Below are 26,030 nucleotides of genomic sequence, written 5' to 3' on the forward strand. Positions count from 1 at the left end.
GCCGTACAACGAAAAAGGCAATCAAAGTAAAGAGGAAGCAATTTAAGCTATCATAGGAAGTATTGGGATGGCAAGTAATTTCCTATAAACGGAAAATATTGTGTTCCTGTATGTCATGTTCTTCCGTATTTATGCATTAACAAATCTGTAGACATCAGCAAATATCTTGGATTTTGTTTTCTGTAGGTTTTGAGCGGACTCGATACAGACAAAAAATGAATAGGCATTTGGCTGATCCATTTAAAAGCGCGATAGAACGGATTATGAATCTGTACGATATCGAATCCCAAATGAGTGCATCCTCGATGCAGCATCGTAATCCCGATAATGGCTTTAATTTCAGAAAATTTTGGATGGGATTGAATGTATCTGCACACTCCGGGCAGGGACTGCTCTACCGCACGATAAATAATTCGTCCCTTCTTGACGTCGTTGTCCAGGGGGAGAATTTCCGTAAGCAAACGTACATTATGAAGATGTATTTTCAACAATAGATCGCTATGTTCGATGTGAGTTCCGTCAGACAGCATAATTGCCTTTCCGCGATATCGGAGTAATCGTACCCTGAAAATATTCGAAAGCGATTGATCGGGAAAGGTTAATCGGGTTAACGAATAATATATTGGATCAAACCTATTCCATACGGATATTATAAACATTTTTAGTTTCATATGTTCTGATTGCCCCTTAACTTGGAATACAGTCAATGATAATCTGGATTAGACAAAAGGTTTTTATTCGGCAACTGAAAGTAGAGCGGCATAAATCGAACAAGAAGCTGAGGAATTCAAATAACAAGTTGCGCCAGAGGCGGAATTTATTTTATAATGTTTACTGAACAGGGGAGGTGGCAAGGGATGGCAAAAAACTTTGCCAGAATCAGCAACGACTCATGCAAAGCCTGATTTAGGGGCGATACTTTGCATGGGGCTGGACAACACGAAGGAATGATTGTCGCCCAAGATCGCTTATATCGTTTCTAATAATGGGCTTTGCACCTTATTTAACTAACCATTCAAAATAAGGAGCTGTAAAGCATGACAACACCATTTATTAGAAACCACCAATATAACTTGATCAAGAAGCAAGCGACTTTGCTTCAACATACTTGTCAGACAGTAGCGGATCCGAAAATTGTTGACACGGTACGATACAGTGCGTATACCAAGATTACAGAGGCGTTCCCGCAGGCAGACGAGCACCAGCTGCAACTGCTCGAGCGGATTACAACCTTGGACAAAACGGAAGAATTCTCTCAATTCCTGCTTTCTCTGGAACCATATCTGATTGAGTTCGAACAGGTAACTGACAAGCAACTGAAAAAGCTCTTTCCGAAGAGTAAGAAGCTGAAGCTTCCGAATATGGAGGAATTGGATCTCCGCCATACGACGTATCTTGGATGGACGGACATTGGAACGAATCGCATGTATCTAATCCATCAGCTAGACGGGGGACTTGTCGGTATTGAGGGGAAATTCACCCAAGCAAAGAAGAAGAGTACGTGCTTCTTATGCAATCGTCAGGAAGAGGTGGCCTTATTTACGGCAGAAACGAAATCCAAACCTGCGAATGCTTCTTCTGATTATTACAAGGCCATTGGGAACTATATGTGCATGAATAGCCACGTCTGCAATCAGAACATTACAGACACGTCTGCATTAGAAATGTTCATTCGCACCATTAATGGCTAGATCGCAATATACGCAAAGAAGGATGCCAATACAGGCATCCTCTTTTTAATTATCTCACTTCATAACTTCAAATCAATAAACTTCGTTACTTTGGAGGAATACCACTTTTTAATACTGAAGCCACTTTTTTAAATTGGATATCTTCTTTGCTCATCTTTTCCATCTGATCCTTTAGCACCTCAGCAGTAATTCTTCCGCCGGCGCCTACATGACCAATTGCAATACATACATCATGACGACGAAAATGCTCGCGCATTAACATGAATTGCTTATGAACAGCCGCCTTCGTATGTACATCATCCAGGAAAATGTGATTTTCAAGGCTAGGCACTTGCATCTCGTTTGCCACCTTACCGACAATGCTGCGGAAATTGGTATGGCTGTCTACGAAGAATAGCCCGCGCTCTTTGCATACCTTCAATACATTACGCATCACCCGTTCATCTACAGTTGCCTTTGAACCCATATGATTATTCATGCCGATCGCGTGAGGAACATTATCAATCGCCGCATGAACCCGTTTTTGAATCTCGGCATCACTCAAATCTGTTGTAATCGCTCCAGGTCCAAGCCAGTGTTTTTTGCCTGACAATGCTTCCATAGGCATATGAACAATCACGTCATGCCCTGCGGCATGTGCACGTTTTGCGTCTTTCTCTGTACTTGGCATAAAGGGCATGACAGCAGCTGTCACTTTAAAGGGCAGCTCCATGATTTCCTTTGTTCCTTTGGCATTATTTCCAAAATCATCAATGATGATCATGGCTGTTTTTTGACCCTGCTGCTGAACCGGTAAGGAATGAATACCTTCAGGTAACATCGGCAGGATGAGAAATACCAAGATAATGCACAGTATTCTACGGACTAAAAAACGTTTTTTACGATTTCTCACATCAGCACCTGCTTTCTTGCTTCAATGACTTCCTTACTATCATTGTTCATCGGAATCGATAATTCCATGCTGATTATTTTTTAGCAGTATCAGTTATTCGATGCAGGGCATAGTAAGCTGAAGAGATTAGATAGCTATAGCTGAAATTCCATGCACGATGAAATAAATGGCAAGGGGTGATCAACGTTAACATGTATGGACGGCTGTGTACAGCTATACTGGTTATCGGTTTCTTCTTTGCTTCCATCGCATGGCAGCCTGTATGCTCGGCAGCTCAGCAGGTTGTTGATCAGGAGATCACCATGTATATACAGAAGCTGTTCGCGAATCGAGCTCAATATTTGCTGTCACAGAACGATGACGTGCTTCGAAATTTTTATTTGCCTGAGCGTTCATCAAGTATGAGAGCGATGAAGCATGAACAATTGCGAGCAAAATACGTACAAGCATGGGCCGAACATAGAGGGGTTCGCTTCGTGGAAGCCGGCAGTAATGCCAAGGTGGTTCGCATAAATAAGAGGGGCGATAACGTATTTATATCGGCGGTTGATTCCTTACGGCTCGCTTATTCTTACAAGGGGAGCTCCAATACGATTGAACAATTCGGGATTGGAACTCGTCATGCACTGACACTGACACGTAACAACGGAAACTGGCATGTTCTCAGAGAATGGTATTTGGATCCATTGGAAGAAAACCCAAAGTTGATTCCTAGTTTAAGCAAGAATATTCCTCGCACCGTATCTAGGCAGCATCATAGCTCGAAGGATATCAACCCTTCTAGCTCCGCCAAATCCACTAAAAGATACAATCGAATAAATGCGGTCCACTATGCCAACACATATGCAGGATTAGCATGGGGAGCGGGGAATAACAATCGGTACAACAAAAAATACCGTGATTATACCGGATTAGGCGGTGATTGCACAAACTTTGCTTCTCAATGCCTCGGCGACAAAGAAGGAGGCGGCTTGAAGATGAAGGGAGGGTGGCATCACTATCGTTCGGGGGGAAGCAGATTATGGGTTCAAACCGATGCTTTCAAAAACTTTCTGTTATATAGTGGATACGGAAAACTTATTAAGCGGGGAACTTTCTCGGACATTACAGAAGCGCGCAATAAGCATCCACAAGGAGCTTGGGCAGAGTTGCAACCAGGTGATCTTATCGCTCATGAGCTCGATGGTGATGTGGATCATTTTTCAATTGTGGTTGGCTTCGACGCCAACGGTTATCCATTAGTGAATTCTCATACTGCTGATCGCTATCGCGTTCCATTTGACTTAGGATGGGATCAATACACGGTTTACTGGCTCATTCATATCCGTGATTGAATTACTCACCTTGTAATAATCTTGTTCCAACACATACCCCGTCCGTTCTGCTCATACAATGATGAGGACAAGATGGATTGGTCGGTAGGTGAAAAAATGTTATCTTCTCTCGTGAAGCAAACGGCGCTGCGGAGCGCCGTACTCATCGTCGGAAAATGTATTGGACTAGCAGGTAGAGTTGGATTATCCAGAATACTTGGTGCTGAGGGCATTGGGTTATATCAAATGGCATACTCCTTCTTCGGTTTGATCTTAATGACCATTTCAGGAGGAGTGCCAACTGCACTTGCTTTATTTACGGCCAAGCAGCCAAATCGAGGGTGGAGAGCGCTTCAGCTTCTATCCGTGTATACCATAGTTATCGGATTAGTCCTCTCGTACTGGATGCATAATCATGCAGGAGATATTGCGGCGTTCGTCGGCAATCATGAATTGATTTGGGCGATACGCGCATTGTCTCCTGCTTTAATTGCTGTACCGCTGCTGCAACTGGCACGCGGATATATGCAGGGAGTTCGGAGCTATGAGGCTATTTCCGTGTCTGAATTGACCGAACAAGCTTTGCGTATCGCCATTTTGATCATACTTATAAGCCTACATGCATCTCAAGGGATTGGATATGCAGTAGGAATGGGACTATACGGAACAACAATCGCAGCAATCGGCGCATTTCTCGTATTAACGATTTTTGCGATAACCTCGAAGCAGTCTACAATGATGATTATTTACTCTCCGATGAACAAGGTTGGCCTGGGAATCATGCTCAGAACCTCAGTGATTATTGGCGGCACAAGAATGCTTGTCCCATTTTCTGATTTTATTGATTCTCTCCTTATTCCACACCGGCTGCAGGTTGCCGGTCACTCCTTATCAGAGTCAATTGCCATGTACGGCATTATCACTGGCATGGCTGCTGTTATTGTCTATATGCCCACCATGATAACCGCGGCAATTTCACATACCGTCACGATGAAGATAGCCGCGAACTATGAAGAAGGCAAGCAGAGCCGACGCGATATTGAGAAAGTGCTCCGATTTGTATGGACATGGGGAATCATAAGCGGACTATTTATTTTTATTTATGCAGAAGAAGCAGCTGGGCTTATATTTGGGGTAAAGGAAGCAGCAGAACCAATCCGCTACTTATCCGCTATCCCGCTAATCGTAGGCTTGCGGGAATTTACCACTAGTATTCTTTGGGCCCAAGAACGTAAGCATACCCCATTATTCGGCCTAGTTATAGGGATTTGCATATCTGTACTGCTCCAATACATTGTTATCGCAATTCCAGGGTTCGGCTATACTGGAGCCTCTATTGGCATTCTCTTGCTGGAAGCTATAGCAACGCTGTGGAATTTGCGTGCACTACACAATACGGGGTGCACCTTGTTTTCATTCAAGTGGGTCGGTTTGGATTTACCTTTCTTTTGCTGTGTTATGCTTCTCTTCGTTCCACCACTACTTCAAGGTGAACAACATCTCGTCACAATCGTGCTGACTGCGGTGTTTTTCTGGATATGTGCTTCACTTCTAATCGGAATGCGATACCGAAATAAGTAACTTACATAATCCGTAGCAGAAAGCACCCTATGCCTCCCCACTCGAACATCATTCAAGAGAATCAGCATAGGGACTCGTTATCCTGTTTTTGGCTACGAGGCTACAGAAAGAACGGGAGTAGGAAAAAATCTGCTATAAAGGGAAATGGGATACGGCGAAAAAAGAATCGGCGTCTAGGGAAAAATCCAGGGTGGAAGCCGAACTGTCTGTACGTTGACGTTTGAGCTGGCATGCCGCTCATTTGTGTCATCATTTGATCGCTTGGAATCGCAAGTGTTAAACCATCTTGATCAACATGAGCAATAAATCCATCATGACACATATTGTCCTTTGTCCGAATACCTACATAATTATTGACACAGTTCCAACTCACTTGGTGATAATAATTTGGATCCATAATAGCCTCCTTGGAAATAAATCTTCTCAGCATTAGTCTATCCGCGGATCCCTATATGGCTCACGGCAATAGCCCATTTCCAAAATAAATTTTTTGTCTTATGTCACAGTCATAGATGTTAATGTCATTGACAAGCAGCCGCACATCTCTGAAAAGTAATCATGAAAAATACACATAAAAAATCATACTAAAACGGATTGACAAAAAAGTAGTTAGGAACCATACTATATACATGACCAATCATCCAATAATCCCCAAATCCAATGATGCTGTACCTTCACTCATTCAGTCCAAGCGCCAGATCGAACGTTATAAACTGGATGCTGACGCACAAGCTATCCTCGTTGCTGCCAGACTGCTGGAGACAGGCGCCAAGCTGGGACAGGCGGCAGAGGTTCATTTCTCCCGCTTCGGTCTATCAACAGGGCGTTATCGCTTGCTGGCAGATCTTGAAGACAATGGCGGAGAAGAGCTGCCCTCTCAATTGGCCAACAATCTCGGTGTAACACGTGCGACTGTCACCGGGTTAATTGACACCTTAGAACGGGATGGTTTCGTATCACGCCGTGCAAGTGCAGTCGATGGCCGGCAAAAATCGGTCATGCTGACAGAGCAGGGAGCTAACAAGCTGCGCGAAATGGCTCCCGAGCATTTTGCAAGGTTGGAAGCCATGGTTGGCTTGCTCACAGTTGAAGAACGAAGTGTGTTTCTCGATCTGCTTGGCAGGGTAACACAAGGCATCTCAGCACTGACTGAGGAACCAAAACTGAATGTATAGGCACATGAGAAACGTATGAAAATGGGCTAGTGAAAAACTAGCCTTTCTTCACCCTATATAATTAGGAGCCTAATTATATAGGGTGAAGAAAAATACTCACAGAGAGGGTGCGCATATCACAGTGAACAAGCCGATGCGAACAAGCTGCATTGAAAAAGTCAACGACATGAAGCCTCATCCGTATGTACTATGGCGCGAGATGCTTGTAGCCTATGCTGCCCCTGCAGCAATGGCGGGAATCGGCGGCATAGTGAGCGGGGACAGGAGCCTATTCATCGCGGCTCTGACATCGATAGGCGGAACATCGGCATTTACAGCTTGGATCCTTAGTTATTGGTTGCAAAAGCGAAGTGTTCATTTGCGTTGGCTGTACAAATCGAAGCTTGTCATTGTAGCAATTGCCTTCGCCTTATTTGGCTGCTTAACAGGCATTGTAGTAGTCGTGGTTGTTTTTGGAATGCTGGGCCTAGTGTACACACCTGAACAGCTATCATGGCTGAATCGAATATGGTTCGATATTCCGCTTTCTACGACGATTGCCTGTATAAGCACAGCCTGTCGATGGCACTTATCCATGCAGAAACAGGTTTCAATGAAAAGGAGCGTGTCAAAATGATCGTGATCATAGGAGCAACGGGAACAATTGGAAATGCACTGCTCACTCAACTGGTTCAGACAAACACACCTGTTCGTGCAATAAGCAGAGAAACGGAGAAATTAAAAACACAATTAGGAAAGGTAAACCAAGCAGATATTGAGGTCGCACAAGCGGATGCTTCCGACATACATTCTCTGCACTGTGCTCTACAAGGAGCTGATCAGCTTTTTGTAGCTATATCCAATAGTCCGTTACAAGTCGAACTCGAAAGCAACGTAATTCGCACAGCAGCCGAAGTTGGGATTGAGCACATTGTAAAAATATCGAGTCCTGAATATCGTCAACATACACCTGTTGAAGTAGCCAGATGGCACCAAGAAATCGAGCAAATTCTTCATGATTCGAATATGCTGCATACGATACTGCGTCCGTACGCATTTATGCAGAACCTGCTGAGAATGAAGGGATCTATTTCCAAGCAAAATGCCTTTTACGGATCTATGGGGGACGCTGTGTGCAACTTCATCGATTGTCGCGATATTGCGGCCGTCGCTGCTGTAACATTAACGAATCGAGAGAAGGCAGGAAGAACCTACACGCTTACCGGCTCGGAATTATTCAATTATGAACAAATAGCGGCAAAATTTACAACTCTACTCGGACGAGCCGTCCGCTACATTGATCTGGATAGAGAAACCCATCTTCGCAATTTAATGGAATATGAACAAATGCCAGCATGGCTTGCAAATCATGTCGTAGAAATTCAAGCGATGTCGGCAGCCATTCCTGAGCAACCGACAAGAACAGTAGCTAACTTGCTCGGCCAGGAACCTCGAACGCTTGATGCTTTTTTACAAGAACATATCGGCCTGTTCCGGTAGTCGGATGGAGGAGGGAGAGTGCAGGTGTCTGACGGAACACAGTTGGATGGGGCATAAGGCTTTAAGGCTTGGGATATCATTATGCGTATCTATGAATATTAGCCGACAACATACGTGCAGTGACAAAAAAGTTTCGCTTCCATAGCATTTTTGCTAGTGGAAGCATTTTTTTATGAACGTATTCATAAAATTGGGCTTATTCACATAATCTTCGCATGAACATGCACTTCCATTAATACTTCAGTTGCATAATGATTTTTGAACGAAACGATTCTAATCCCAATAGTTCATGATGAGGAGGCGAAGAAGAAGTGAATATGCTTACAATGTTGAAGAGCAAATGGTTGAAGGTCGTACTTGCTGCCATGATTGCAGTACCTGTATTGTCTACTGGAGCAGGTTCACAAGCTTATGCAGAAGGCCCTGCCGATCCGGCGCCGTTTATTTCTGCCAAAGGTACACCGAACGGAAAGAAAGTATTGTTTGACAATACACATGGACAGACAGCAGGCGCAGCAGACTGGGTTATTGACGGCGGCTTCTCTGATTTTGCTAATGCGATTGCAAACAAAGGCTATGACGTAAAGGAACTGCGTAAATCAATGCCAATTACGTACAACGATCTGAAGGATTATCAGATATTTGTCATTGGCGAGGCAAACATTCCATACAAAACATCAGAGCAAGCAGCTATGCTGCAGTATGTGAACAACGGGGGCAGCATTTTCTTCATCGCAGATCATTATAATGCAGACCGTAATAAGAATCGTTGGGATGCTTCAGAGGTATTTAACGGCTATCGCCGTGGTGCATGGAGCAATCCAGCGCAAGGAATGAGCACGGAAGAAGCAAATTCATTTGCCATGCAGGACGTAGCCAACTCCGATTGGCTGGCAGATAACTTCGGTATGCGGATTCGCTATAATGCGTTGGGTGACATTAACGCGAATATCATCGTCCCTCCGCAGCAAGCATTAGACATAACGAATCAAGTAAATAGTGTAGCAATGTATGCAGGCTCGACAATTGCGATTACGAATCCTCAAATCGCTAAGGGCATTGTATATGTTCCGGCTCTTACCAGCAGCCAGAAATGGCCAAACGCAGTCGATCAAGGAGTTTATAATGGCGGTGGCGTAGCTGAGGGCGCTTATGTTGCCATCGCGAAGGTCGGATTGGGCAAGGCAGCAGTCATTGGTGATTCATCTCCTGTTGAAGATGCGACGCCTAAGTACTTGCGTGAAGAGAACGGCCAAAAGAAAAAAACATATGACGGCTTCAAAGAACAGGATGATGCCATCCTGCTAATGAATCTCATCGACTGGCTGTCGAATCAGGAATCCTATACCAATTTTACCCAGGTGCCTGGCCTTCAACTTGACACTTCGACAGCACTTCTTCCATTCGAAACACCGCAGCTAAGCACGGAACCGCAGCCTGAGCCTTGGGCAGCCCCAGCAGCAGGATATAAATGGTGGGATGCATCAACGTTCAAGAGTGGATCGTATGGTGCTTCAAGCGGCGGACAGAATCCTTCCGGCAATCCTTCCATGACACACCCTGCTTCCTTGACTGCCGGAACGCCATTCGACGTGACTATTTCAGCAAGCGGCTTAACACCGAACAGCACGATCACGCTGCAAATTGGAGTATACTTAACAGGCGGGCTGCAGGTAGGCCAAGTTCAACACCCGAACGGATCATGGCCGAGTGGATATGGATATCAGAATGTGACGCTTTCAGCCGATGGGAGCGGAACTGCGGTGCAAACGATTCAAATGCGCACACAGTCCGGTAAAAGCGGTGCAGCCAATATTCGTCTGCGCAAGGATAGCAGCAATGTGTACCAAACCGATTCGGTAACGATTACGCCTTAACCGATACTGCACGCAAACAAAACATATCGAGCAGCCCCCGCCGCTTCACGCAGCAGGGGCTCTCTGTGATTTCACTTATACAGCAAGAATGAGAAGGAGTTTGACGATGAACAAAGATATTTCGAATCATTCACAAGCAACTAATCTTACATTTCCATTCGCAATCATACATACGAGTGACATTCACGGCACTGTTATGCCGTACCGCTATGCCGATCAGCAACCGATCGAAGCAGGGCTAGCCAAAATCTCAACAGCACTTGACCTATTGCGGCAGCAATATTCGGATACGATTTATATCGATAATGGCGATCTGATTCAAGGTACACCGCTTTCGTATTATCATGCACGCATGCAGCCAGAGCTGCCTAATCCATTAATCGCCTGCATGAACATTATGAAGGCAGACGCTGCCGTGATCGGCAATCATGAATTTAACTATGGACTGCCTTATTTACAGCAGGCGATCAAGGAGTCTCACTTCCCATGGCTAAGCGCCAATTTGCTCCGAGGTGAGGAGGGGGAGCCATTTTTCGGCAGTCCCTACATCGTGAAGGAATGTGCAAATGGTCTGAAAATAGGTATTCTAGGCGTAACTACTCCTTATATTCCGAATTGGGAACTGCCGCAGAACATAGCGGGTATTTATTTTGAAGATGCGGTAACCGCTGCGAAGCGCTGGGTCGACATCCTGCGGAACGAAGAGCGGGTCGATCTCGTCATCGTATCCTATCACGGTGGATTTGAGCGAGACTTACACAGCGGAATGCAAGCAGAGGCTGATACCGGCGAGAATCAGGGGTACCGAATCTGTATGGATGTGCCAGGAATCGATATTTTGCTTACTGGACACCAGCACCGCTTGATTGTAAACGAGCAGGTGAACGGAGTATGGGTTGCTCAGCCGAGTTCTCATGCTCAAGGGATGGGTTACATGGAAATCAGCATGACCAAAACTGAGGAGGGATGGTCATTGGCAAGCTGTCGCTCTGAATTTATGGATGTCGATGGAGCGGCTTCTGACGAGCGGATTTTAGATGCTATTGCTGATACTGAACGTAAAGTGCAGGCCTGGCTGGATCAACCGATTGGCAGGGTAGAGGGAAGTATGGCAATTGACGATCCCGCACGAGCACGCCTTGCCGATCATCCCTTGATCACATTCATCAACCGCGTGCAGATGGAATACGGTCACACCGACATATCCAATACAGCCCTCTTCGATGACAGTGCGCCCGGATTCCTCGGCAGCATTACAATGAGACATGTAATGGCCAATTATATGTATCCGAATACGCTGCGGGTCATTCGCATTTCGGGTCAAGATATTAAGGACGCCCTGGAGCAATCTGCTACTTATTTTACGTTGTCAGAACAAGGTGACAGCATACAGGTGAGTGAATCATTTTTATACCCGAAGCCGCAGCATTATAACTATGACATGTGGTCAGGCATCGAGTATGAAATTCAGGTGTCTCAACCAATCGGGGAGCGCGTGACAAAGCTAACGGTCAGTGGGGCGCCAATTGAACTGCATGCATTGTATGACGTCGCCATGAACAATTACCGAGCAGGGGGCGGGGGGAATTACCACATGTTTGCCAATAAACCTGTTGTTCGCGATCTGCCGACGGATATGGCTGAGTTAATTGCGGATTATATTATGAAGCGAGGAACGATTACCGCTGTGCAATGCAATAGTTGGAAAGTTGTCATTTAGCTTATCACATTGGCTTGCGTTTAAAGGCAAATTGCTTGGAATATCAATGATTTAAAACCCCTCATACATCGAACGAGTCAGCGCCCATTTTTACACAATAGATGAATATGCACTATACCGTAGATAACAGGCACTCATAGTATATGATTAGTTCGATTATTTCCTTTTTTACACTTTAAAAATGTATGAGGAGTGATTGTATGTCTCAAGCGAATGTGCCAAATATAACGCCTGTAATAACCCTTACTCGTGGTGAAGCATTTAACCTGTTACTTGCGTCGATTGCGTTGGAAGAGTTGGGGCTTAGCCATATTATTAATGCAGAAGGGGAAAAGATTCAGTTCGCACTTGGAACATTACCGGGAGTTACCAGTCCGCCAGCAACCATTAGTAATATCCTGGCTGTAAATGCAAGTGTACAACAAACCATATCGGCCATTACTAAAAAAGAATTGGTACTGTTAGATAAGCTGGAAAATGTGCTAGATGCAATAGAACGTCTAGGTGGTTAACAGGTGCCAATTGGTAATGAAGTGGTTGAAGATTAAATTGTACAAATGCTAAAATCTTTCACCTCGTAAAAAATGCGTTAGTCATTCGTGCTATTTGCAACCGTACGAATGACTAACGCTTCATTCAATCTAGTAATCCCGGATCATCATGATATGGAGGCTATCCATTATTCGATCAATCCAAGATGAATATATATTGCAAATGTAACTACTCCATCCTGAGACAATTGATGATCTCGTTGGTAACGCTTAAGGGCAGAGGTAGTGTTAGATCTAAACTTGCCGTCGCACCTTCCGGTAAAATAGCCGGCACTCTGCAGACGGGATTGGATCAACTGCACATCTCCTCCAGCATCACCTTCCGCTAAGTTACGCGGATCATGCTTCAAGTCCCCTAACACATGACCCATGATGACCACTTTCGTGCCGATCGGAATCATTTCATATAATTCCATAACATCCTTATTGCGCATCCGTATACATCCGTGACTAACATGCCGACCTATGGAATGGGGCTTATTCGTACCATGAATTCCATAGTGCCCCCAAGACACATTTAAGCCAAGCCAACGCGGGCCGAATGATGGGCCCCAATTCTCTCCCTTAAAGATAATCCGAAATTCCCCAGCAGGCGTAGGAGTAGTGGGATTGCCGACAGCAATGTGATAAGACTTAGTGGTAATCCCGTTCTTCATTACGACAAGGCGGTGCAAGTGAGGGAATATGACAATTGAAAAAGCATTTGGATCGGACTGTACTGTACGTATAGGCTGGGCGCGGGCAAGATTATGGTCAAGCATATCTATTCCAAGATGGATAAGCAAAAAAATGGACAGTAATCGTAAGCATGTTATTTTCAATCGATATACACTCATTAACATCTCCATTCCCCAAACACTGAAAAATTTCCTTTCGGGTAGTTTCACCGAATCTGAACAATCTATACAAAATAACAACTAGGATAAGCATTTCGCTTTTACGCGAAATTATTAAAATATCCTTAACACAACGGCATATCACAGCTACAGGATCGAAGAAGTTTTTACGAATCGTTACGTAAGCAGTATACTAGTATCTTTCCAGTCTGTTGTAGGGAAATTCGCGCCGTATCCAGATGCCGATCTGTTTCTCTCTTCTCGTGATCATCCAATGGACATGGTGATGGCAATGAATTTGGGGGCTGATGATTATATGCAGAAGCCATTCCATATTGAAGTGCTGTTCGCTAAGGTTCAAGCCGTTCTGAGACGTACATATGCATACGGAGAAGAGACTGTCGATCTTATCGAATGGAATGGAGCGTCTGATGTTTTTCCGTTATGTAAACGAGATGAAGAGCTGAATTGGATTCTTTTTGGGCGCATTGTGCCTTTTTTGATCACATAAGTGTTTTATATAGCATTTAACGGCATACATAACGTATAAGGGACAGCAATTAATGCTGTCTTTTTTTTGCGTACAAATAATCATTTTACCACTAGAAATAGTAATGATACTCCCCTGTTTATTTGATTTATTTATAGCTACAATAAATTCAACTTCAGTAGTACACTTCAAACTTATTGATGCAAACAACATTAAATTAGGAGGAACATTTAATGAAAAAGTCATTAATTCTTATGACTGCGGCTGCTACGCTCTTGATGGCTATCCCAGCATATGCACAACCATCTATTTCAAATGTGACTCAAGCTAAAAGCTCTGTTAAAGCAGTAAATTACACGTGGGGTTTTGAAGTCAGAGCAGGTAAAACAGAGTCTTCTGGCTCATTCTATCCAACTGGTGACAGAATAACTTTACAGGCGAAGCAATCCAGTGACGGAAACACAAAAATTGAATATACGCTTTATGAAGAAACAAATCGTGATAGTGATACTGAAATAGCCAGTAAGACAGTGCGGAGAAACCATGATGAGAAACTTGTGTTTGAAGATGTTCTAGTTAATAAAAATAAGAAACACTATGTAGTGGCTCACAACTTAGGTGATAAAACAACTAAAGGAGTAGCATACATCTCCCGCTAAAATTAATTCTATTGAAGCCCGTTATCCCCTTTTGTGGGAAGCGGGCTTTCTCTTTGTTAATTACGCAATAAGGGGTGTTCAACGTAATGACACAGCCAATTGAGGGCAGCGAGCACGAGATAAAAGCATTTGTTCACGAACCGCGCGTAGTGCAGTATACAATTGGAATTACGGCTGCTGGACGAATCGGAGTTGTAATTGAAAGAAGCCCAAGGATCCCTAGGCTTTCTTTGTAATTGTGCTACAAGTCCGCGCCAGCTTTAAGATTTTTTTCTAAAAAACAGAAGAGAAATCAGGATAATTACTAGAATTGCTAAAATATTAAAGATCACTTGAAATGTTCCAACTTGTGTCCGAGAAATAATAAAACCCATAATAGCAATAACTAGAACCACTAACCCAAAAAAGATATTTTTTTTATTCAAATTAACCCCTCCTACCGGTGAAAAATATATTACAGAATAACATACTCATTAGTATAATATACGCTATATATTGGTAAAGTAGGGGAGTACACCCATGAATTATTTTTTCAAGAAGACTATTTCTGGGGCGTAGCTTTGGTGCTGTTGTTAAATTTAATAGGAGTTGGTTCAGCAAGTGCTAGTAACGAAAACACATACCAATTTAGCCAAACTGAATTTGCTGAGTTGGAAAAAAACCTATACCTAATTGAAGCTATACCTGATGAAGTAATTGAACAAGGATCCCAAACAACTGCCGAATGGCTGAGTGCTTACACAGGTGATATGTATATTACAGATGGAGAGAAATTCTATAATACATTAAAAGTAGAGACTTTAGGGGTAATTGGGTGTATTTCAGCAGTAGGACTGGCTATTGCCGAAAACCTGTTCTCATTTACAAAGATTGCAAAAAAATTAAAGACGTTATTAAAGCAGGTGGAGGAGTAACAAAATTTATTGGTAACTTGGTTCCTGCTTTTAAAGTTGCTAGAAGTGAGTGGGTTTACAGCATAAGTGAAGCAATTGGATATGCTGTTAAAACCGCTGCACAAGATGCAGGCCCTGAATTAATTAGTGCGGCAATTGGTTTTTTTAGTATAGGGGACATCTATTCTTCTTGCTTTGAATAAAAACTACCATTCAAAAGGAATTTGTATATTATTAATAAAGTAAAAACGAACTCAACACAAACAAAAAAGAGCTCTTTTCGAGTGTCGCGTGACCAGAAGGAGCTTTTTTTTGTGTTCAGTAAGGAGTTAACTTATCCCAGTCGTACCAGCGTCGTTGACACCACCCGCAGCGTGTGTTTTACGTCATTTGTTGGCTAGATCCCTAATCGTGATCATTCATTTACATATTTTGCGCGATTACATGCATCTATTTTATACAATTTAAAATAGGTGTCTCGTCGCGTCTAGGGTGCTTGAACAAAAAAAATCTCCAGACATATGTACCAAATGCCGGGATCTTGTGAAATAGTTTAGCCCTTTTATCGCTGTATTCTGGCAAATTAAGCCCTGAGCGGCGATTTTGCTTCCGTGGAACATCACAAAAAAACGGGTAAATCGCAACATTTACGTTCTCCCGTTTTCTTCGTATTTCTTTGATTTAGGTATTGATCCATTTTCCTTCAATGAATGAAATAACTTCTTCGGTCGATGATACATAATCCATATCCAAGCAAATCATGAGCGCAAACTTCCCGACCTTATATTCCCCTTGGGTCACTCGATGCACTTCGTACCGATCATCATTCCGGCTACTACTCCGCCGAACGACACGTTATCGCCCACATTCATCTGACGGATTTTCTCTTTCTCCACGTTACTCAATATCACGTTCCCATCTACTCACTTTCATCGTTCATGTCACACATTTGGGAAGCTGCCACCCAGCGAGGGAAATTACATATGTGTGTTATTGTCGTACACATCAAAAAACATAGTGTGTTATTGTGTGTGATTATAACACACTGGGATTTTAACCCCTTTGGCCGCGGCGGCAGTTTAATCAAGCCCGAATTCCTTGCGCAATCTCTTTTCATATTGCTCGTCCACATAATCCCGAACAAATCGATCACATGCTGCAGCTTGATTTTGTTGCTGGATGATGTGACCGAGTGCACGAATGATTTCATTCTGTTCGTTCACCGTTATGATCGTAGGTGCTCCAGTTGCAGCCAACACGTCCTCCACATCATCTATACTCTTACCGGCTGCATACGCTTCTCTAATCTGCACAAGAACGTCTACCGAAACTCTCCTGACTTCAAAATTATTCCTGATGCTCATATCTAGGGCAGGAAGGAAATACAAAAAACCGCAGCCATGCCACCGCGGTTAATGATCAAGTATTTTTTGATTCCTATTTGAGTTATTTACCTTGGTTAGAATCGAGTTGTTGCCTTCTGTCTTTTTTAACTGCACCTAATGCAGTACCAGCATCGACCTGAATCAGTTTTGATTTTGATACCTCGATGTGTTGGGACGTGTAGATTCCTGTATGGCCAGAAAATAAATAACTGACTAAGCTAGCAATAAACATATATATTGCGCCTTCCGAACCGAATAGCTCTATTCCCATCAGAAAACAGGCGATAGGCGTATTCGTAGCACCGCAAAATACAGCGATAAAGCCCAATGCCGCCAGAAAGGGAGCGTGCAGTTGCAGCAGGCCTGACAAGGCGTTGCCCAACGTAGCCCCAATCGCGAATAGCGGGGTAACCTCACCGCCCTGAAAGCCTGCTCCTAATGTGAAGGAGGTGAAAATGAGCTTGCCAAGAAAGGCGAAAGGGGATACGTTCTCCGTAAAAGAACTTTGAATTAACGGTATACCTAGACCTAAATAGTCACGCGATCCGACGATATACACAAATCCGATAATGACAAGACCGCCTACTGCGCTTTTTATCATCGGATTAGCAAACAGCTTGGTGTAGCCTTTTTTTAAAAAGTGAGTGAGTTGACTGAACAGTCGGCTTGTTAGTCCAAAGAGAACCGATGCTAGTATAACCTTACCTAGTACGATTGCCGACAACCCAGGAAACTCGTGTACCGCATAGTGAATATGAGTAATTCCCCATACATTCGAGGTGACGATATTGCCTACGAAGCTTGCTACAAATGCAGGGATAAGAGCCTCATGCCGAATAAGACCAATCGCAAGCACTTCAAGACCGAATACCGTACCTGCAAGCGGGGTGCCGAATATAGAGCCGAATCCGCCGCTTATTCCACATATGAGCAAAATTTTGCGATCTACTGCATCCACCTTCAACAACTTTCCAAGCCATTCTGACAAGCTGCCTCCCATTTGAACTGCCGTGCCTTCACGTCCAGCCGATCCGCCGAACAGATGGGTAACAAGTGTGCCAAAAAGAACTAACGGGGCCATGCGCAGCGGAATCGTTTCCTTGCCATCGTGAATTTGCTCCAGGATTAAATTGTTCCCTTTAGCACTGTTCTTGCCGAACTTCCAATATAGAAAGCTTACCAGCGCTCCGCCGAGCGGCAATAAGTACAATAACCAGGGATGCTCCAGCCTCGTGATTGTGACATAATCCAAACTCAATAAAAAAATCGCAGAAGCCGTACCTGATAATAGTCCAACAAGGCTTCCCAGTACAATCCATTTCAAAAAAGATACTATAATGGCGGGGTATGTAGTTGTTTCTAATAGCCGTTGCAGCTTGCCTTTCTGATTATTTACATACATAACTTCCTCAACGTCCTTTCCTCTCCTTCTATTGTGGACAAAAAAACAGACTCCTACCAGGGAAATGAAAATTCTCTGGTAGGAGTCATTAGCCTCATCGGCGGTTATGGCGAACTCCATCGCCTATTCATGCTAACGTAATTGTATTTTAATTCATGATTCAAGTCAAACCTATTCCATTACCATATTCGCGATTCGCGGATAGTTGATAGACGTTATTCCATAGGATTCATTTCCTTATTGAAACTCCAACAATTTCGAAGAAGGGAAGCACAAGGGAATTATACATATGTACAGTGCTCCTGATACTCGGAACGATATTATGCGTATTACTGGCCTTTTTATGTGCAGGTCACAAGTCTTCTGGGAACAGTCGCAATGATCTACCAACCGGTACTAGGCTTTATTATTTTATGTCTTTACCTCTCGATCTTTATCCAAGCCCTTTCTCCATATGTTCATATAATTATAGAGTGGTAGAAAATACAACTTGAGGGAGGGGTTTATTTGTCACAATCTAGTATACCCAACATCACTCCTACTATTTCAGTAACTAGAGATAATGCAATTAATTTATTGTTATCTTCTATAGCTTTGGAAGAGATTGGGTTAAGCCACATTATTAATGCCGAAGGTGAAAAAATTCAGTTTGCTTTAGGAACTCTACCAGGTGTTACTTCTCCATCTGCTACAATTAGCGACATTTTACTTGTAAACGAAAGTGTAAGAGATACAATACGAGACATAACAAAAAAGGAATTAATTCTACAGTCCAAACTAGAAAGCATCTTGTCTATACCGATATCTGTCGGACCAACAGGACCAACAGGCCCAACAGGTCCAACTGGCCCTAGTATTGGTATTACTGGAGCCACCGGAGCAACTGGAGCGACCGGAGTAACAGGAGCGACCGGTGCGACTGGAGCGGCAGGAGCTACCGGAGCCACCGGAGCAACCGGGGCGGCGGGAGTAACAGGAGCTACCGGAGCGGCAGGAGCAACTGGAGCGACAGGAGCGACCGGAGTAACAGGAGCGACCGGTGCGACTGGAGTGGCAGGAGCTACCGGAGCCACCGGAGCAACCGGGGCGGCGGGAGTAGCAGGAGCTACCGGAGCGGCAGGAGCAACTGGAGCGACTGGAGTAACAGGAGCCACCGGAGCGACCGGAGTAACTGGAGCGACCGGAGTGGCAGGAGTAACTGGAGCGACAGGAGTAACTGGAGCGGCAGGAGCCATCGGAGCGACTGGAGCCACCGGAGCCACTGGAGTGGCAGGAGCGACCGGAGCGACTGGAGTAGCAGGAGCTACCGGAGCAACTGGAGCGACCGGAGCGACTGGAGCCACTGGAGTGGCAGGAGCCACAGGAGCGACAGGAGTAACAGGAGCCACAGGAGCCACAGGAGCAACTGGAGCGACCGGAGTGGCAGGAGCTACCGGAGCGACCGGAGCAACAGGAGCGACAGGAGTAACAGGAGCGACAGGAGCGACAGGAGCGACCGGAGCGACTGGAGTGGCAGGAGCGACCGGAGCAACAGGAGCGACCGGAGCAACAGGAGCGGCAGGGGTAACTGGAGCGACCGGAGCCACCGGAGCGGCAGGAGTAACAGGAGCGACTGGAGCGGCAGGGGTAACTGGAGCGACCGGAGCGGCAGGAGTAACAGGAGCGACCGGAGCCACTGGAGTGGCAGGAGCAACAGGAGCGACTGGAGCCACAGGAGCGACAGGAGTAACAGGAGCCACAGGAGCCACAGGAGCAACTGGAGCGACCGGAGTGGCAGGAGCTACCGGAGCGACCGGAGCAACAGGAGCGGCAGGAGTAACAGGAGCCACAGGAGCCACAGGAGCAACTGGAGCGACCGGAGTGGCAGGAGCTACCGGAGCGACCGGAGCAACAGGAGCGGCAGGAGCAACAGGAGCGACTGGAGTGGCAGGAGCAACAGGAGCGACTGGAGTGGCAGGAGCAACAGGAGCGACTGGAGCCACAGGAGCGACCGGAGTAACAGGAGCGACAGGAGCAACAGGAGCGGCAGGAGTAACAGGAGCAACTGGAGTAACAGGAGCGAGCGGAGCAACTGGAGTAACAGGAGCGGCAGGGGTAACTGGAGCCACCGGAGCAACTGGAGCGGCAGGAGCCACCGGAGCGACCGGAGCAACAGGAGCGGCAGGAGTAACAGGAGCTACCGGAGCGACTGGAGTAACAGGAGCGGCAGGAGCGACCGGAGCGACCGGAGCAACTGGAGTGGCAGGAGCAACAGGAGCGACCGGAGCGACAGGAGTAACAGGAGCGGCAGGGGTAACTGGAGCTACCGGAGCGACTGGAGTAACCGGAGCGGCAGGAGCAACAGGAGCGACCGGAGCCACTGGAGTGGCAGGAGCCACAGGAGCCACCGGAGCAACTGGAGCGACAGGAGCAACAGGAGCGACAGGAGCAACAGGAGCGACCGGAGCAACAGGAGCGGCAGGAGTAACAGGAGCGACCGGAGCAACTGGAGTGGCAGGAGTAACAGGAGCAACTGGAGCGACCGGAGTGGCAGGAGCAACAGGAGCGACCGGAGCCACTGGAGTGGCAGGAGCAACAGGAGCCACCGGAGCGACTGGAGTAACAGGAGCGGCAGGGGTAACTGGAGCTACCGGAGCGACTGGAGTAACCGGAGCGGCAGGAGCAACAGGAGCAACAGGAGCGACAGGAGCGACTGGAGTAACAGGAGCGACTGGAGTGGCAGGAGCAACAGGAGCCACCGGAGCGACCGGAGTAACAGGAGCGGCAGGAGTAACAGGAGCGACCGGAGTAACAGGAGCGACCGGAGTAACAGGAGCGACCGGAGCAACAGGAGCGGCAGGAGCCACAGGAGCGGCAGGGGTAACTGGAGCTACCGGAGGGACTGGAGCCACAGGAACGACTGGAGCGACCGGAGCGACCGGAGCCACAGGAGCGGCAGGAGTAACAGGAGCGACCGGAGCCACTGGAGCAACAGGAGCGACCGGAGTAACAGGAGCGACCGGAGCGACTGGAGTGGCAGGAGCAACAGGAGCCACAGGAGCGACCGGAGCAACAGGTGTGGCAGGGGTAACTGGAGCTACCGGAGCCACTGGAGCGGCAGGAGCCACAGGAGCGACCGGAGCTACCGGAGCCACAGGAGCCACCGGAGCTACCGGAGCAACAGGAGCGGCAGGAGTAACAGGAGCGACCGGAGAGACTGGAGTAACAGGAGCCACAGGAGCCACAGGAGCCACAGGAGCTACTGGAGCAGCCGGAGTAACAGGAGCGACCGGAGTAACTGGAGAAACTGGAGCCACCGGAGCAACTGGAGCGACCGGAGTGGCAGGAGCCACCGGAGCGACTGGAGTAACAGGAGCGACCGGAGCGACTGGAGTGACAGGAGCGACCGGAGTAGCAGGAGCGACCGGAGCCACAGGAGCGGTAGGAGCCACCGGAGCGACCGGAGCCACAGGAGCGGTAGGAGCCACCGGAGCGACCGGAGCAACAGGAGCAACAGGAGCCACTGGAGCTACTGGAGCAGCAGGAGTAACAGGAGCGACCGGAGCGACTGGAGTGACAGGAGCGACTGGAGTGGCAGGAGCCACCGGAGCGACCGGAGCCACAGGAGCGGTAGGAGCCACCGGAGCGACCGGAGCAACAGGAGCCACTGGAGCTACTGGAGCAGCCGGAGTAACAGGAGCGACCGGAGTAACTGGAGAAACTGGAGCCACAGGAGCTACTGGAGTAACAGGGGCGACTGGAGTAACAGGAGCAGTCGGAGCGACCGGAGCCACAGGAGCTACTGGAGTAGCAGGGGCGACTGGAGTAACAGGAGCAGTCGGAGCGACCGGAGCAACAGGAGCTACCGGAGCAACAGGAGCGGCAGGAGTAACAGGAGCGACCGGAGAGACAGGAGTAACAGGAGTAACCGGAGTAACTGGAGAAACTGGAGCCACAGGAGCTACTGGAGTAACAGGGGCGACTGGAGTAACAGGAGCAGTCGGAGCGACCGGAGCCACAGGAGCTACTGGAGTAGCAGGGGCGACTGGAGTAACAGGAGCAGTCGGAGCAACAGGAGCAACAGGAGCTACCGGAGCAACAGGAGCGGCAGGAGTAACAGGAGCGACCGGAGAGACAGGAGTAACAGGAGTAACCGGAGCGACTGGAGCCACTGGAGCGACAGGAGCCACCGGAGCAACAGGAGTAACCGGAGCAACAGGAGCGGCAGGAGTAACAGGAGCAACCGGAGCGACCGGAGCGACTGGAGCCACAGGAGTAACCGGAGCCACAGGAGCCACAGGAGCTACTGGAGCAGCCGGAGTAACAGGAGCGACCGGAGTAACTGGAGAAACTGGAGCCACAGGAGCCACAGGAGCCACAGGAGCCACAGGAGCGACCGGAGTAACCGGAGCGACTGGAGAGGCAGGAGCCACCGGAGCGACTGGAGAAACTGGAGCCACAGGAGCAACCGGAGCCACAGGAGCGACTGGAGCCACAGGAGCGACCGGAGCCACAGGAGCCACAGGAGCGACCGGAGCAACCGGAGTAACAGGAGCCACCGGAGTAACAGGAGCGACTGGTTCTTCAGCAATTATCCCACTTGCTTCTGGTGTACCTGTACTGTTGACCACGCTCGCAGGCGGATTGGTAGGAACAGGCGGACTAATTGGATTTGGAAACTCTGCACCGACCACGAGTGCATTAGGTGCAACGATTGATCTTACTGGAGCGGCAGGTTTGCTTTTGAACATGGCATTCTCGATGCCGCGTAATGGCATAATTACGTCTATCTCTGCTTACTTCAGTACGACAGCGGCCCTTAGCCTTATTGGAGCAACTGCAACGGTACAGGCCCAATTGTGGCAATCGACTACACCGAACAACATATTCACTCCAATTCCAGGAGCTATCGTTACATTAGCACCATCTCTTTCTGGAGTAGTAGCAATTGGTACGATATCCCACGGAGTAACGTCAGGGTTGGCAATACCTGTAACAACAGAGACTCGCTTGTTAATGGTCTTCTCAGTTACAACAACAGGTCTTGCAGCGGGTACTACGGTTGCAGGATATGCAAGCGCTGGTGTAGCGATTTCATAATAACTAAGACGAAATAACAAAGAAGCGGCAGTCTTCACGCTTATTCGACGGTGAGGGCTTCCGCTTCTTTGTTTTGTTCATATTAATCAATTTCCAGTTCGGTTCATGTTTATATTGACTATATTCTTTTAAGGGTCATCATATCATTATTAAATTTGTAGATTCGTTCTCACCTACATATTGGACAGGGGTGAATATATAAAATGTTGGCTTCCTCAACTACAACGATTTCTCCTCAAGATCAAAAAGATCAAAAATAATCCGTTTTCCGGCATAATCAATCCGTCTTGCGGTAGCCGCAGCATTCCGATTTCTTATATCATCATAGGGAAACATTTGAAGCAGCTACTTTGGGAAAGGAGTGTCAGTCAAAATGGTTAGAATAAGGTTCAGCGTATTTTTCAGTGTTTTTGTCTCGATGGTGGCGTTAATGATTATTGCACCGGTCATGCCGCCGCTCATTCGTGAATTGGGGTTATGCGAGATGCATTCAGGCATCATCATTTCATTAGGCTCTGTCGCTATGGCCGTGATGGCTCCTGTATGGGGACGCCTCAGTGATCTCAAGGGGAGAAAGCCGGTCATACTATTCGGATTCATCGGAATGTTCGTCAGTTATGTCATATTCACTGCAACGATGTATGCTGGATTAAATGGGGCAATAAAAGGCAGTGTGCTTCTTGGATTGCTCATCGCGGCACGCGCCATGGTTGGATTGTTCATTCCAGCCGTCCCTTCATCCGCACAGGCGTATATGGCGGACGTTACCGATGTGAAGGAGCGTTCTTCAGGCATGGCCCTTATAGGTGCGGCTAATGGACTTGGTCTTGTTCTCGGTCCTGCAATCGCAGGTATATTCGCGTTAATTGGACTAATATGGCCTTTGTACGTTGGAGCGGTATTGCCGATCATCGCATTTCTTGTCGTGTTGCTGTTAATTCCGACTCATAAACCAATGATTCACACCAAGCCGCCTAAGGTAAGTCCGTTTCAGAAAGGAATCTCTCTCTATCTATTTGCAGGGCTAACTACCATGATTAGTATCGTTACACTTCAAGTGGTTGGCGGATTCTACTTTCAAGACCAACTGGCCCTCAGCACGCAAGAAACTGCCCGTATGGTCTCAATGGGTTTAATGCTGACAGGAATCGCAATGATATTGACACAGGGTATTCAAATGAAGTCGTCGAAGCTGAAGCCTAAGCAGTTGCTGCTCATAGGATCGCTATTGCTGCTATGCAGTATCGCCCTCTTCCTATTCATTAACAGCTTGATCAGCTTCTATATTGCGTTCTTTTTGTTCGGGGTAGGGGCAGGATTGTTAATGCCGGGCTTTATGACCGGCGCATCGCTTGCAGTATCAAGCGAACAGCAGGGTGGAGTTGCAGGGCTTATTTCAGCAGTACAGGGGATATCAGCAGTCATTGCACCCATTGTGAGCACGATGCTGTATCGTTTGGATAAGCATATTCCATTCGCAATCATTGGCGTACTCGTACTTCTATTGACCGTTACGTTGGCATCCGCATCGAATAAGCCAGTATTAAATCATTCAGCTATTGAGAAATAGGACAAGATAATGTCAAGAGAATAATCAGCAGCGCATCATCGAAATCGCAAAAAAGGGTGTTACGTTTTTTCATATTGATAATGATTATCATTTTCTTTAAGATAAAGGTATGTGCATGTACTTGCTTTCATCCAGCAAATGATTGAAGGATGGGATTACATGAACGCCAAATCTGATTAATGAAGATTGCAGCAGGATTACAATACAATTCATGGAAAATGGATTTTGAGAGTGGAGGAGAAAAACTTGAAACTGCACATCGAGTCCCGCGATTTAAGCGATGCATTCGGAGAATTCGTAGATGTCACCCCTTCACCACGAGCAAGTGCTCAGAACCGCATCTATTCCATTCCGGCACCAAGCGGATCAGGGCATCTACAGAGGTTTCTTATACGAAGAGGCCTTGAAATTAATTTCTTCAATGCAGAATTCCATCGTCCGGTAACTATGGACGTTGAAATCCACTATCCTCATCTTGAAATATCATATACAACGGCAGGCAACGGAAGCTGGTCGGCATCTTCGCAAGAGATCGCTATAACCCCAGGTATGTCAACGCTCATCTATGTTCAGGAGGCAAACATCTATGCGGAACTGTACCCTAACGAACAAATGCAGCATATGGAGCTACGGATTGATCTGCGCTATTTCGACAATAAGATTCCAGAGCTTGATCGCTTGGCCCGCATTCCCGTCTTCTGCAAGCAAATGGCGGGTTCTTCCCAAATTCCGCTGCTTGTAGAGCAAATGAAGCAATGTCCTTATCAAGGTTCGCTTCAACAACTCTATCTGGAAGGAAAGGCACTAGAGCTGCTTGCACTTCAATTGGATGGGGTAGATAAGGAGGTAGCCGCTCGGCAGGTCATTTCCAAACTGACTGCTGATGATATCCAATGTCTATATGAAGCGAAGGAAATCCTGTCGCATACATGGAAGCAGCCTCCTAGTTTGCTCGGACTGGCACGATTGACAGGACTTAACGATTATAAGCTGAAGCTTGGGTTCAAGGAATTGTTCGGAACTACTGTATTCGGTTACGTGCGGGGACTGCGCATGAACGAAGCAAGGCGAATATTGGAACAAGGTGAAGCGAATGTGAGCCAGACTTCTATCATCGTTGGGTATCATAATGTAAGCCATTTTGCTTCCCTTTTCCGCAAAACTTTCGGCTACAATCCAAGTGAATGTGGAAGGCCCACAGTCTCCGCTTCAAGCAATGCGCTTGTTGTCAAACAATAAGGCGAATTAAGATGGTAAGGGAAATCATTCATCATAAATTATGAAATCTGCAGATCATTTCACTCCTTTGAGCGAAATGATCTTTTTTAGCTAGTTTAAAAAGAAGAGCAACGCCCATAATTGAAATTAGGATGCACAAATGAAAATGATGCGGATATGAATCGAAGAGCTCGGAGGTGCATGTGTCTATGTTGGCTA

21 protein-coding genes, 1 pseudogene and 1 riboswitch are annotated in these 26,030 nt (G+C 46.6%); of the genes and pseudogenes, 15 read left to right on the forward strand and 7 right to left on the reverse strand.

Annotated elements, in window-relative coordinates; genetic code table 11:
* Positions 1-113: 113 nt before the first annotated feature.
* Positions 114-671 carry a YkoP family protein gene (locus ACQ5BJ_RS02030; RefSeq protein WP_430108146.1) on the reverse strand — a complete coding sequence of 186 codons (558 nt, stop codon included), beginning with the start codon at positions 669-671 and terminating at the stop codon, positions 114-116.
* 366 nt (positions 672-1,037) lie between these two features.
* On the opposite strand from ACQ5BJ_RS02030, the gene ACQ5BJ_RS02035 reads away from it, so the two are divergent.
* Complete coding sequence (locus ACQ5BJ_RS02035; protein WP_430108148.1) at positions 1,038-1,691, forward strand: FusB/FusC family EF-G-binding protein; 654 nt, start codon at positions 1,038-1,040, stop codon at positions 1,689-1,691.
* 85 nt (positions 1,692-1,776) lie between these two features.
* On the opposite strand, the gene ACQ5BJ_RS02040 is transcribed toward ACQ5BJ_RS02035, so the two are convergent.
* Positions 1,777-2,511, reverse strand: a complete 735-nt coding sequence (locus ACQ5BJ_RS02040; RefSeq protein ID WP_289355478.1) for a divergent polysaccharide deacetylase family protein — start codon at positions 2,509-2,511, stop codon at positions 1,777-1,779.
* 263 nt (positions 2,512-2,774) lie between these two features.
* Between ACQ5BJ_RS02040 and ACQ5BJ_RS02045 the strand changes: the two genes are divergently transcribed.
* Positions 2,775-3,917 (forward strand): amidase domain-containing protein, encoded by a 1,143-nt coding sequence (locus ACQ5BJ_RS02045; protein WP_430108150.1) that lies wholly within the window; start codon positions 2,775-2,777, stop codon positions 3,915-3,917.
* 72 nt (positions 3,918-3,989) lie between these two features.
* A complete protein-coding gene (locus tag ACQ5BJ_RS02050) occupies positions 3,990-5,477 on the forward strand; it encodes an oligosaccharide flippase family protein (protein ID WP_430108152.1) in 1,488 nt (495 codons plus the stop codon).
* 100 nt (positions 5,478-5,577) lie between these two features.
* Here ACQ5BJ_RS02050 and ACQ5BJ_RS02055 read toward each other — a convergent pair whose 3' ends face one another.
* Positions 5,578-5,874 (reverse strand): hypothetical protein, encoded by a 297-nt coding sequence (locus ACQ5BJ_RS02055; protein ID WP_005549100.1) that lies wholly within the window; start codon positions 5,872-5,874, stop codon positions 5,578-5,580.
* A 232-nt stretch (positions 5,875-6,106) separates the two neighbouring features.
* Here ACQ5BJ_RS02055 and ACQ5BJ_RS02060 point away from each other — a divergent pair, with 232 nt between their 5' ends.
* The 6 genes from ACQ5BJ_RS02060 to ACQ5BJ_RS02085 all read left to right on the forward strand — a co-directional run bounded on the left by ACQ5BJ_RS02060 (position 6,107) and on the right by ACQ5BJ_RS02085 (position 12,240).
* A complete protein-coding gene (locus tag ACQ5BJ_RS02060; protein ID WP_430108155.1) occupies positions 6,107-6,652 on the forward strand; it encodes a MarR family winged helix-turn-helix transcriptional regulator in 546 nt (181 codons plus the stop codon).
* An 82-nt stretch (positions 6,653-6,734) separates the two neighbouring features.
* Entirely contained in the window at positions 6,735-7,268 is a 534-nt protein-coding gene (locus ACQ5BJ_RS02065; RefSeq protein WP_430108157.1) for a hypothetical protein, read from the forward strand.
* Positions 7,265-8,131 (forward strand): NmrA family NAD(P)-binding protein, encoded by an 867-nt coding sequence (locus tag ACQ5BJ_RS02070; RefSeq protein ID WP_430108159.1) that lies wholly within the window; start codon positions 7,265-7,267, stop codon positions 8,129-8,131. Before ACQ5BJ_RS02065 ends, ACQ5BJ_RS02070 begins: the two co-directional genes overlap by 4 nt.
* Positions 8,132-8,448: 317 nt before the next feature.
* Positions 8,449-10,008 carry a DNA-binding protein gene (locus ACQ5BJ_RS02075; RefSeq protein ID WP_430109407.1) on the forward strand — a complete coding sequence of 520 codons (1,560 nt, stop codon included), beginning with the start codon at positions 8,449-8,451 and terminating at the stop codon, positions 10,006-10,008.
* A gap of 106 nt (positions 10,009-10,114) precedes the next feature.
* Complete coding sequence (locus ACQ5BJ_RS02080; RefSeq protein ID WP_268600374.1) at positions 10,115-11,728, forward strand: bifunctional metallophosphatase/5'-nucleotidase; 1,614 nt, start codon at positions 10,115-10,117, stop codon at positions 11,726-11,728.
* Positions 11,729-11,928: 200 nt separating this feature from the next.
* The gene (locus ACQ5BJ_RS02085; RefSeq protein WP_005549089.1) at positions 11,929-12,240 is read left to right on the forward strand and encodes a hypothetical protein; all 312 of its coding nucleotides are present in this window, start codon (positions 11,929-11,931) and stop codon (positions 12,238-12,240) included.
* 167 nt (positions 12,241-12,407) lie between these two features.
* Here ACQ5BJ_RS02085 and ACQ5BJ_RS02090 read toward each other — a convergent pair whose 3' ends face one another.
* Positions 12,408-13,115: a L,D-transpeptidase family protein gene (locus tag ACQ5BJ_RS02090; protein ID WP_268600375.1), complete on the reverse strand. Its 708-nt coding sequence runs from the start codon at positions 13,113-13,115 to the stop codon at positions 12,408-12,410.
* Positions 13,116-13,328: 213 nt separating this feature from the next.
* On the opposite strand from ACQ5BJ_RS02090, the pseudogene ACQ5BJ_RS02095 reads away from it, so the two are divergent.
* Positions 13,329-13,542 (forward strand): annotated as a pseudogene (locus tag ACQ5BJ_RS02095) (DNA-binding response regulator); the annotation flags it as partial.
* A 296-nt stretch (positions 13,543-13,838) separates the two neighbouring features.
* The gene (locus ACQ5BJ_RS02100) at positions 13,839-14,264 is read left to right on the forward strand and encodes a hypothetical protein (RefSeq protein ID WP_005549085.1); all 426 of its coding nucleotides are present in this window, start codon (positions 13,839-13,841) and stop codon (positions 14,262-14,264) included.
* A gap of 260 nt (positions 14,265-14,524) precedes the next feature.
* On the opposite strand, the gene ACQ5BJ_RS02105 is transcribed toward ACQ5BJ_RS02100, so the two are convergent.
* Positions 14,525-14,689, reverse strand: coding sequence for a hypothetical protein (locus tag ACQ5BJ_RS02105; protein WP_289355472.1), 165 nt, complete (start codon positions 14,687-14,689; stop codon positions 14,525-14,527).
* A 138-nt stretch (positions 14,690-14,827) separates the two neighbouring features.
* On the opposite strand from ACQ5BJ_RS02105, the gene ACQ5BJ_RS02110 reads away from it, so the two are divergent.
* Positions 14,828-15,178, forward strand: a complete 351-nt coding sequence (locus tag ACQ5BJ_RS02110) for a hypothetical protein (RefSeq protein WP_430108163.1) — start codon at positions 14,828-14,830, stop codon at positions 15,176-15,178.
* Positions 15,179-16,236: 1,058 nt separating this feature from the next.
* On the opposite strand, the gene ACQ5BJ_RS02115 is transcribed toward ACQ5BJ_RS02110, so the two are convergent.
* Complete coding sequence (locus ACQ5BJ_RS02115) at positions 16,237-16,470, reverse strand: hypothetical protein (protein WP_430108165.1); 234 nt, start codon at positions 16,468-16,470, stop codon at positions 16,237-16,239.
* Between the two features lie 133 nt (positions 16,471-16,603).
* Positions 16,604-17,944 (reverse strand): voltage-gated chloride channel family protein, encoded by a 1,341-nt coding sequence (locus ACQ5BJ_RS02120; RefSeq protein WP_430108167.1) that lies wholly within the window; start codon positions 17,942-17,944, stop codon positions 16,604-16,606.
* A 72-nt stretch (positions 17,945-18,016) separates the two neighbouring features.
* Positions 18,017-18,077, reverse strand: a riboswitch (Fluoride riboswitch).
* A 374-nt stretch (positions 18,078-18,451) separates the two neighbouring features.
* Between ACQ5BJ_RS02120 and ACQ5BJ_RS02125 the strand changes: the two genes are divergently transcribed.
* The 3 genes from ACQ5BJ_RS02125 to ACQ5BJ_RS02135 all read left to right on the forward strand — a co-directional run bounded on the left by ACQ5BJ_RS02125 (position 18,452) and on the right by ACQ5BJ_RS02135 (position 25,832).
* The gene (locus ACQ5BJ_RS02125) at positions 18,452-23,023 is read left to right on the forward strand and encodes a collagen-like protein (RefSeq protein ID WP_430113383.1); all 4,572 of its coding nucleotides are present in this window, start codon (positions 18,452-18,454) and stop codon (positions 23,021-23,023) included.
* A gap of 373 nt (positions 23,024-23,396) precedes the next feature.
* Complete coding sequence (locus ACQ5BJ_RS02130; protein WP_430108172.1) at positions 23,397-24,593, forward strand: MFS transporter; 1,197 nt, start codon at positions 23,397-23,399, stop codon at positions 24,591-24,593.
* A 246-nt stretch (positions 24,594-24,839) separates the two neighbouring features.
* Positions 24,840-25,832 carry a helix-turn-helix transcriptional regulator gene (locus ACQ5BJ_RS02135; protein WP_430108174.1) on the forward strand — a complete coding sequence of 331 codons (993 nt, stop codon included), beginning with the start codon at positions 24,840-24,842 and terminating at the stop codon, positions 25,830-25,832.
* The last annotated feature ends 198 nt before the right edge of the window (positions 25,833-26,030 follow it).

This window comes from Paenibacillus sp. B1-35 (genome assembly GCF_050474385.1).
Taxonomy (GTDB): domain Bacteria; phylum Bacillota; class Bacilli; order Paenibacillales; family Paenibacillaceae; genus Paenibacillus_B; species Paenibacillus_B alvei.

Bases quoted from the DNA above. Each gene is read 5' to 3' on its own strand.
- ACQ5BJ_RS02100 (WP_005549085.1), top strand. From the start codon at position 13,839: ATGAAAAAGTCATTAATTCTTATGACTGCGGCTGCTACGCTCTTGATG.
- ACQ5BJ_RS02090 (WP_268600375.1), bottom strand. From the start codon at position 13,115: ATGAGTGTATATCGATTGAAAATAACATGCTTACGATTACTGTCCATT.
- ACQ5BJ_RS02130 (WP_430108172.1), top strand. From the start codon at position 23,397: ATGGTTAGAATAAGGTTCAGCGTATTTTTCAGTGTTTTTGTCTCGATG.
- ACQ5BJ_RS02045 (WP_430108150.1), top strand. From the start codon at position 2,775: ATGTATGGACGGCTGTGTACAGCTATACTGGTTATCGGTTTCTTCTTT.
- ACQ5BJ_RS02060 (WP_430108155.1), top strand. From the start codon at position 6,107: ATGACCAATCATCCAATAATCCCCAAATCCAATGATGCTGTACCTTCA.
- ACQ5BJ_RS02040 (WP_289355478.1), bottom strand. From the start codon at position 2,511: ATGTTACCTGAAGGTATTCATTCCTTACCGGTTCAGCAGCAGGGTCAA.
- ACQ5BJ_RS02085 (WP_005549089.1), top strand. From the start codon at position 11,929: ATGTCTCAAGCGAATGTGCCAAATATAACGCCTGTAATAACCCTTACT.
- ACQ5BJ_RS02035 (WP_430108148.1), top strand. From the start codon at position 1,038: ATGACAACACCATTTATTAGAAACCACCAATATAACTTGATCAAGAAG.
- ACQ5BJ_RS02120 (WP_430108167.1), bottom strand. From the start codon at position 17,944: ATGTATGTAAATAATCAGAAAGGCAAGCTGCAACGGCTATTAGAAACA.
- ACQ5BJ_RS02055 (WP_005549100.1), bottom strand. From the start codon at position 5,874: ATGGATCCAAATTATTATCACCAAGTGAGTTGGAACTGTGTCAATAAT.
- ACQ5BJ_RS02030 (WP_430108146.1), bottom strand. From the start codon at position 671: ATGAAACTAAAAATGTTTATAATATCCGTATGGAATAGGTTTGATCCA.
- ACQ5BJ_RS02050 (WP_430108152.1), top strand. From the start codon at position 3,990: ATGGATTGGTCGGTAGGTGAAAAAATGTTATCTTCTCTCGTGAAGCAA.
- ACQ5BJ_RS02080 (WP_268600374.1), top strand. From the start codon at position 10,115: ATGAACAAAGATATTTCGAATCATTCACAAGCAACTAATCTTACATTT.
- ACQ5BJ_RS02075 (WP_430109407.1), top strand. From the start codon at position 8,449: ATGCTTACAATGTTGAAGAGCAAATGGTTGAAGGTCGTACTTGCTGCC.
- ACQ5BJ_RS02070 (WP_430108159.1), top strand. From the start codon at position 7,265: ATGATCGTGATCATAGGAGCAACGGGAACAATTGGAAATGCACTGCTC.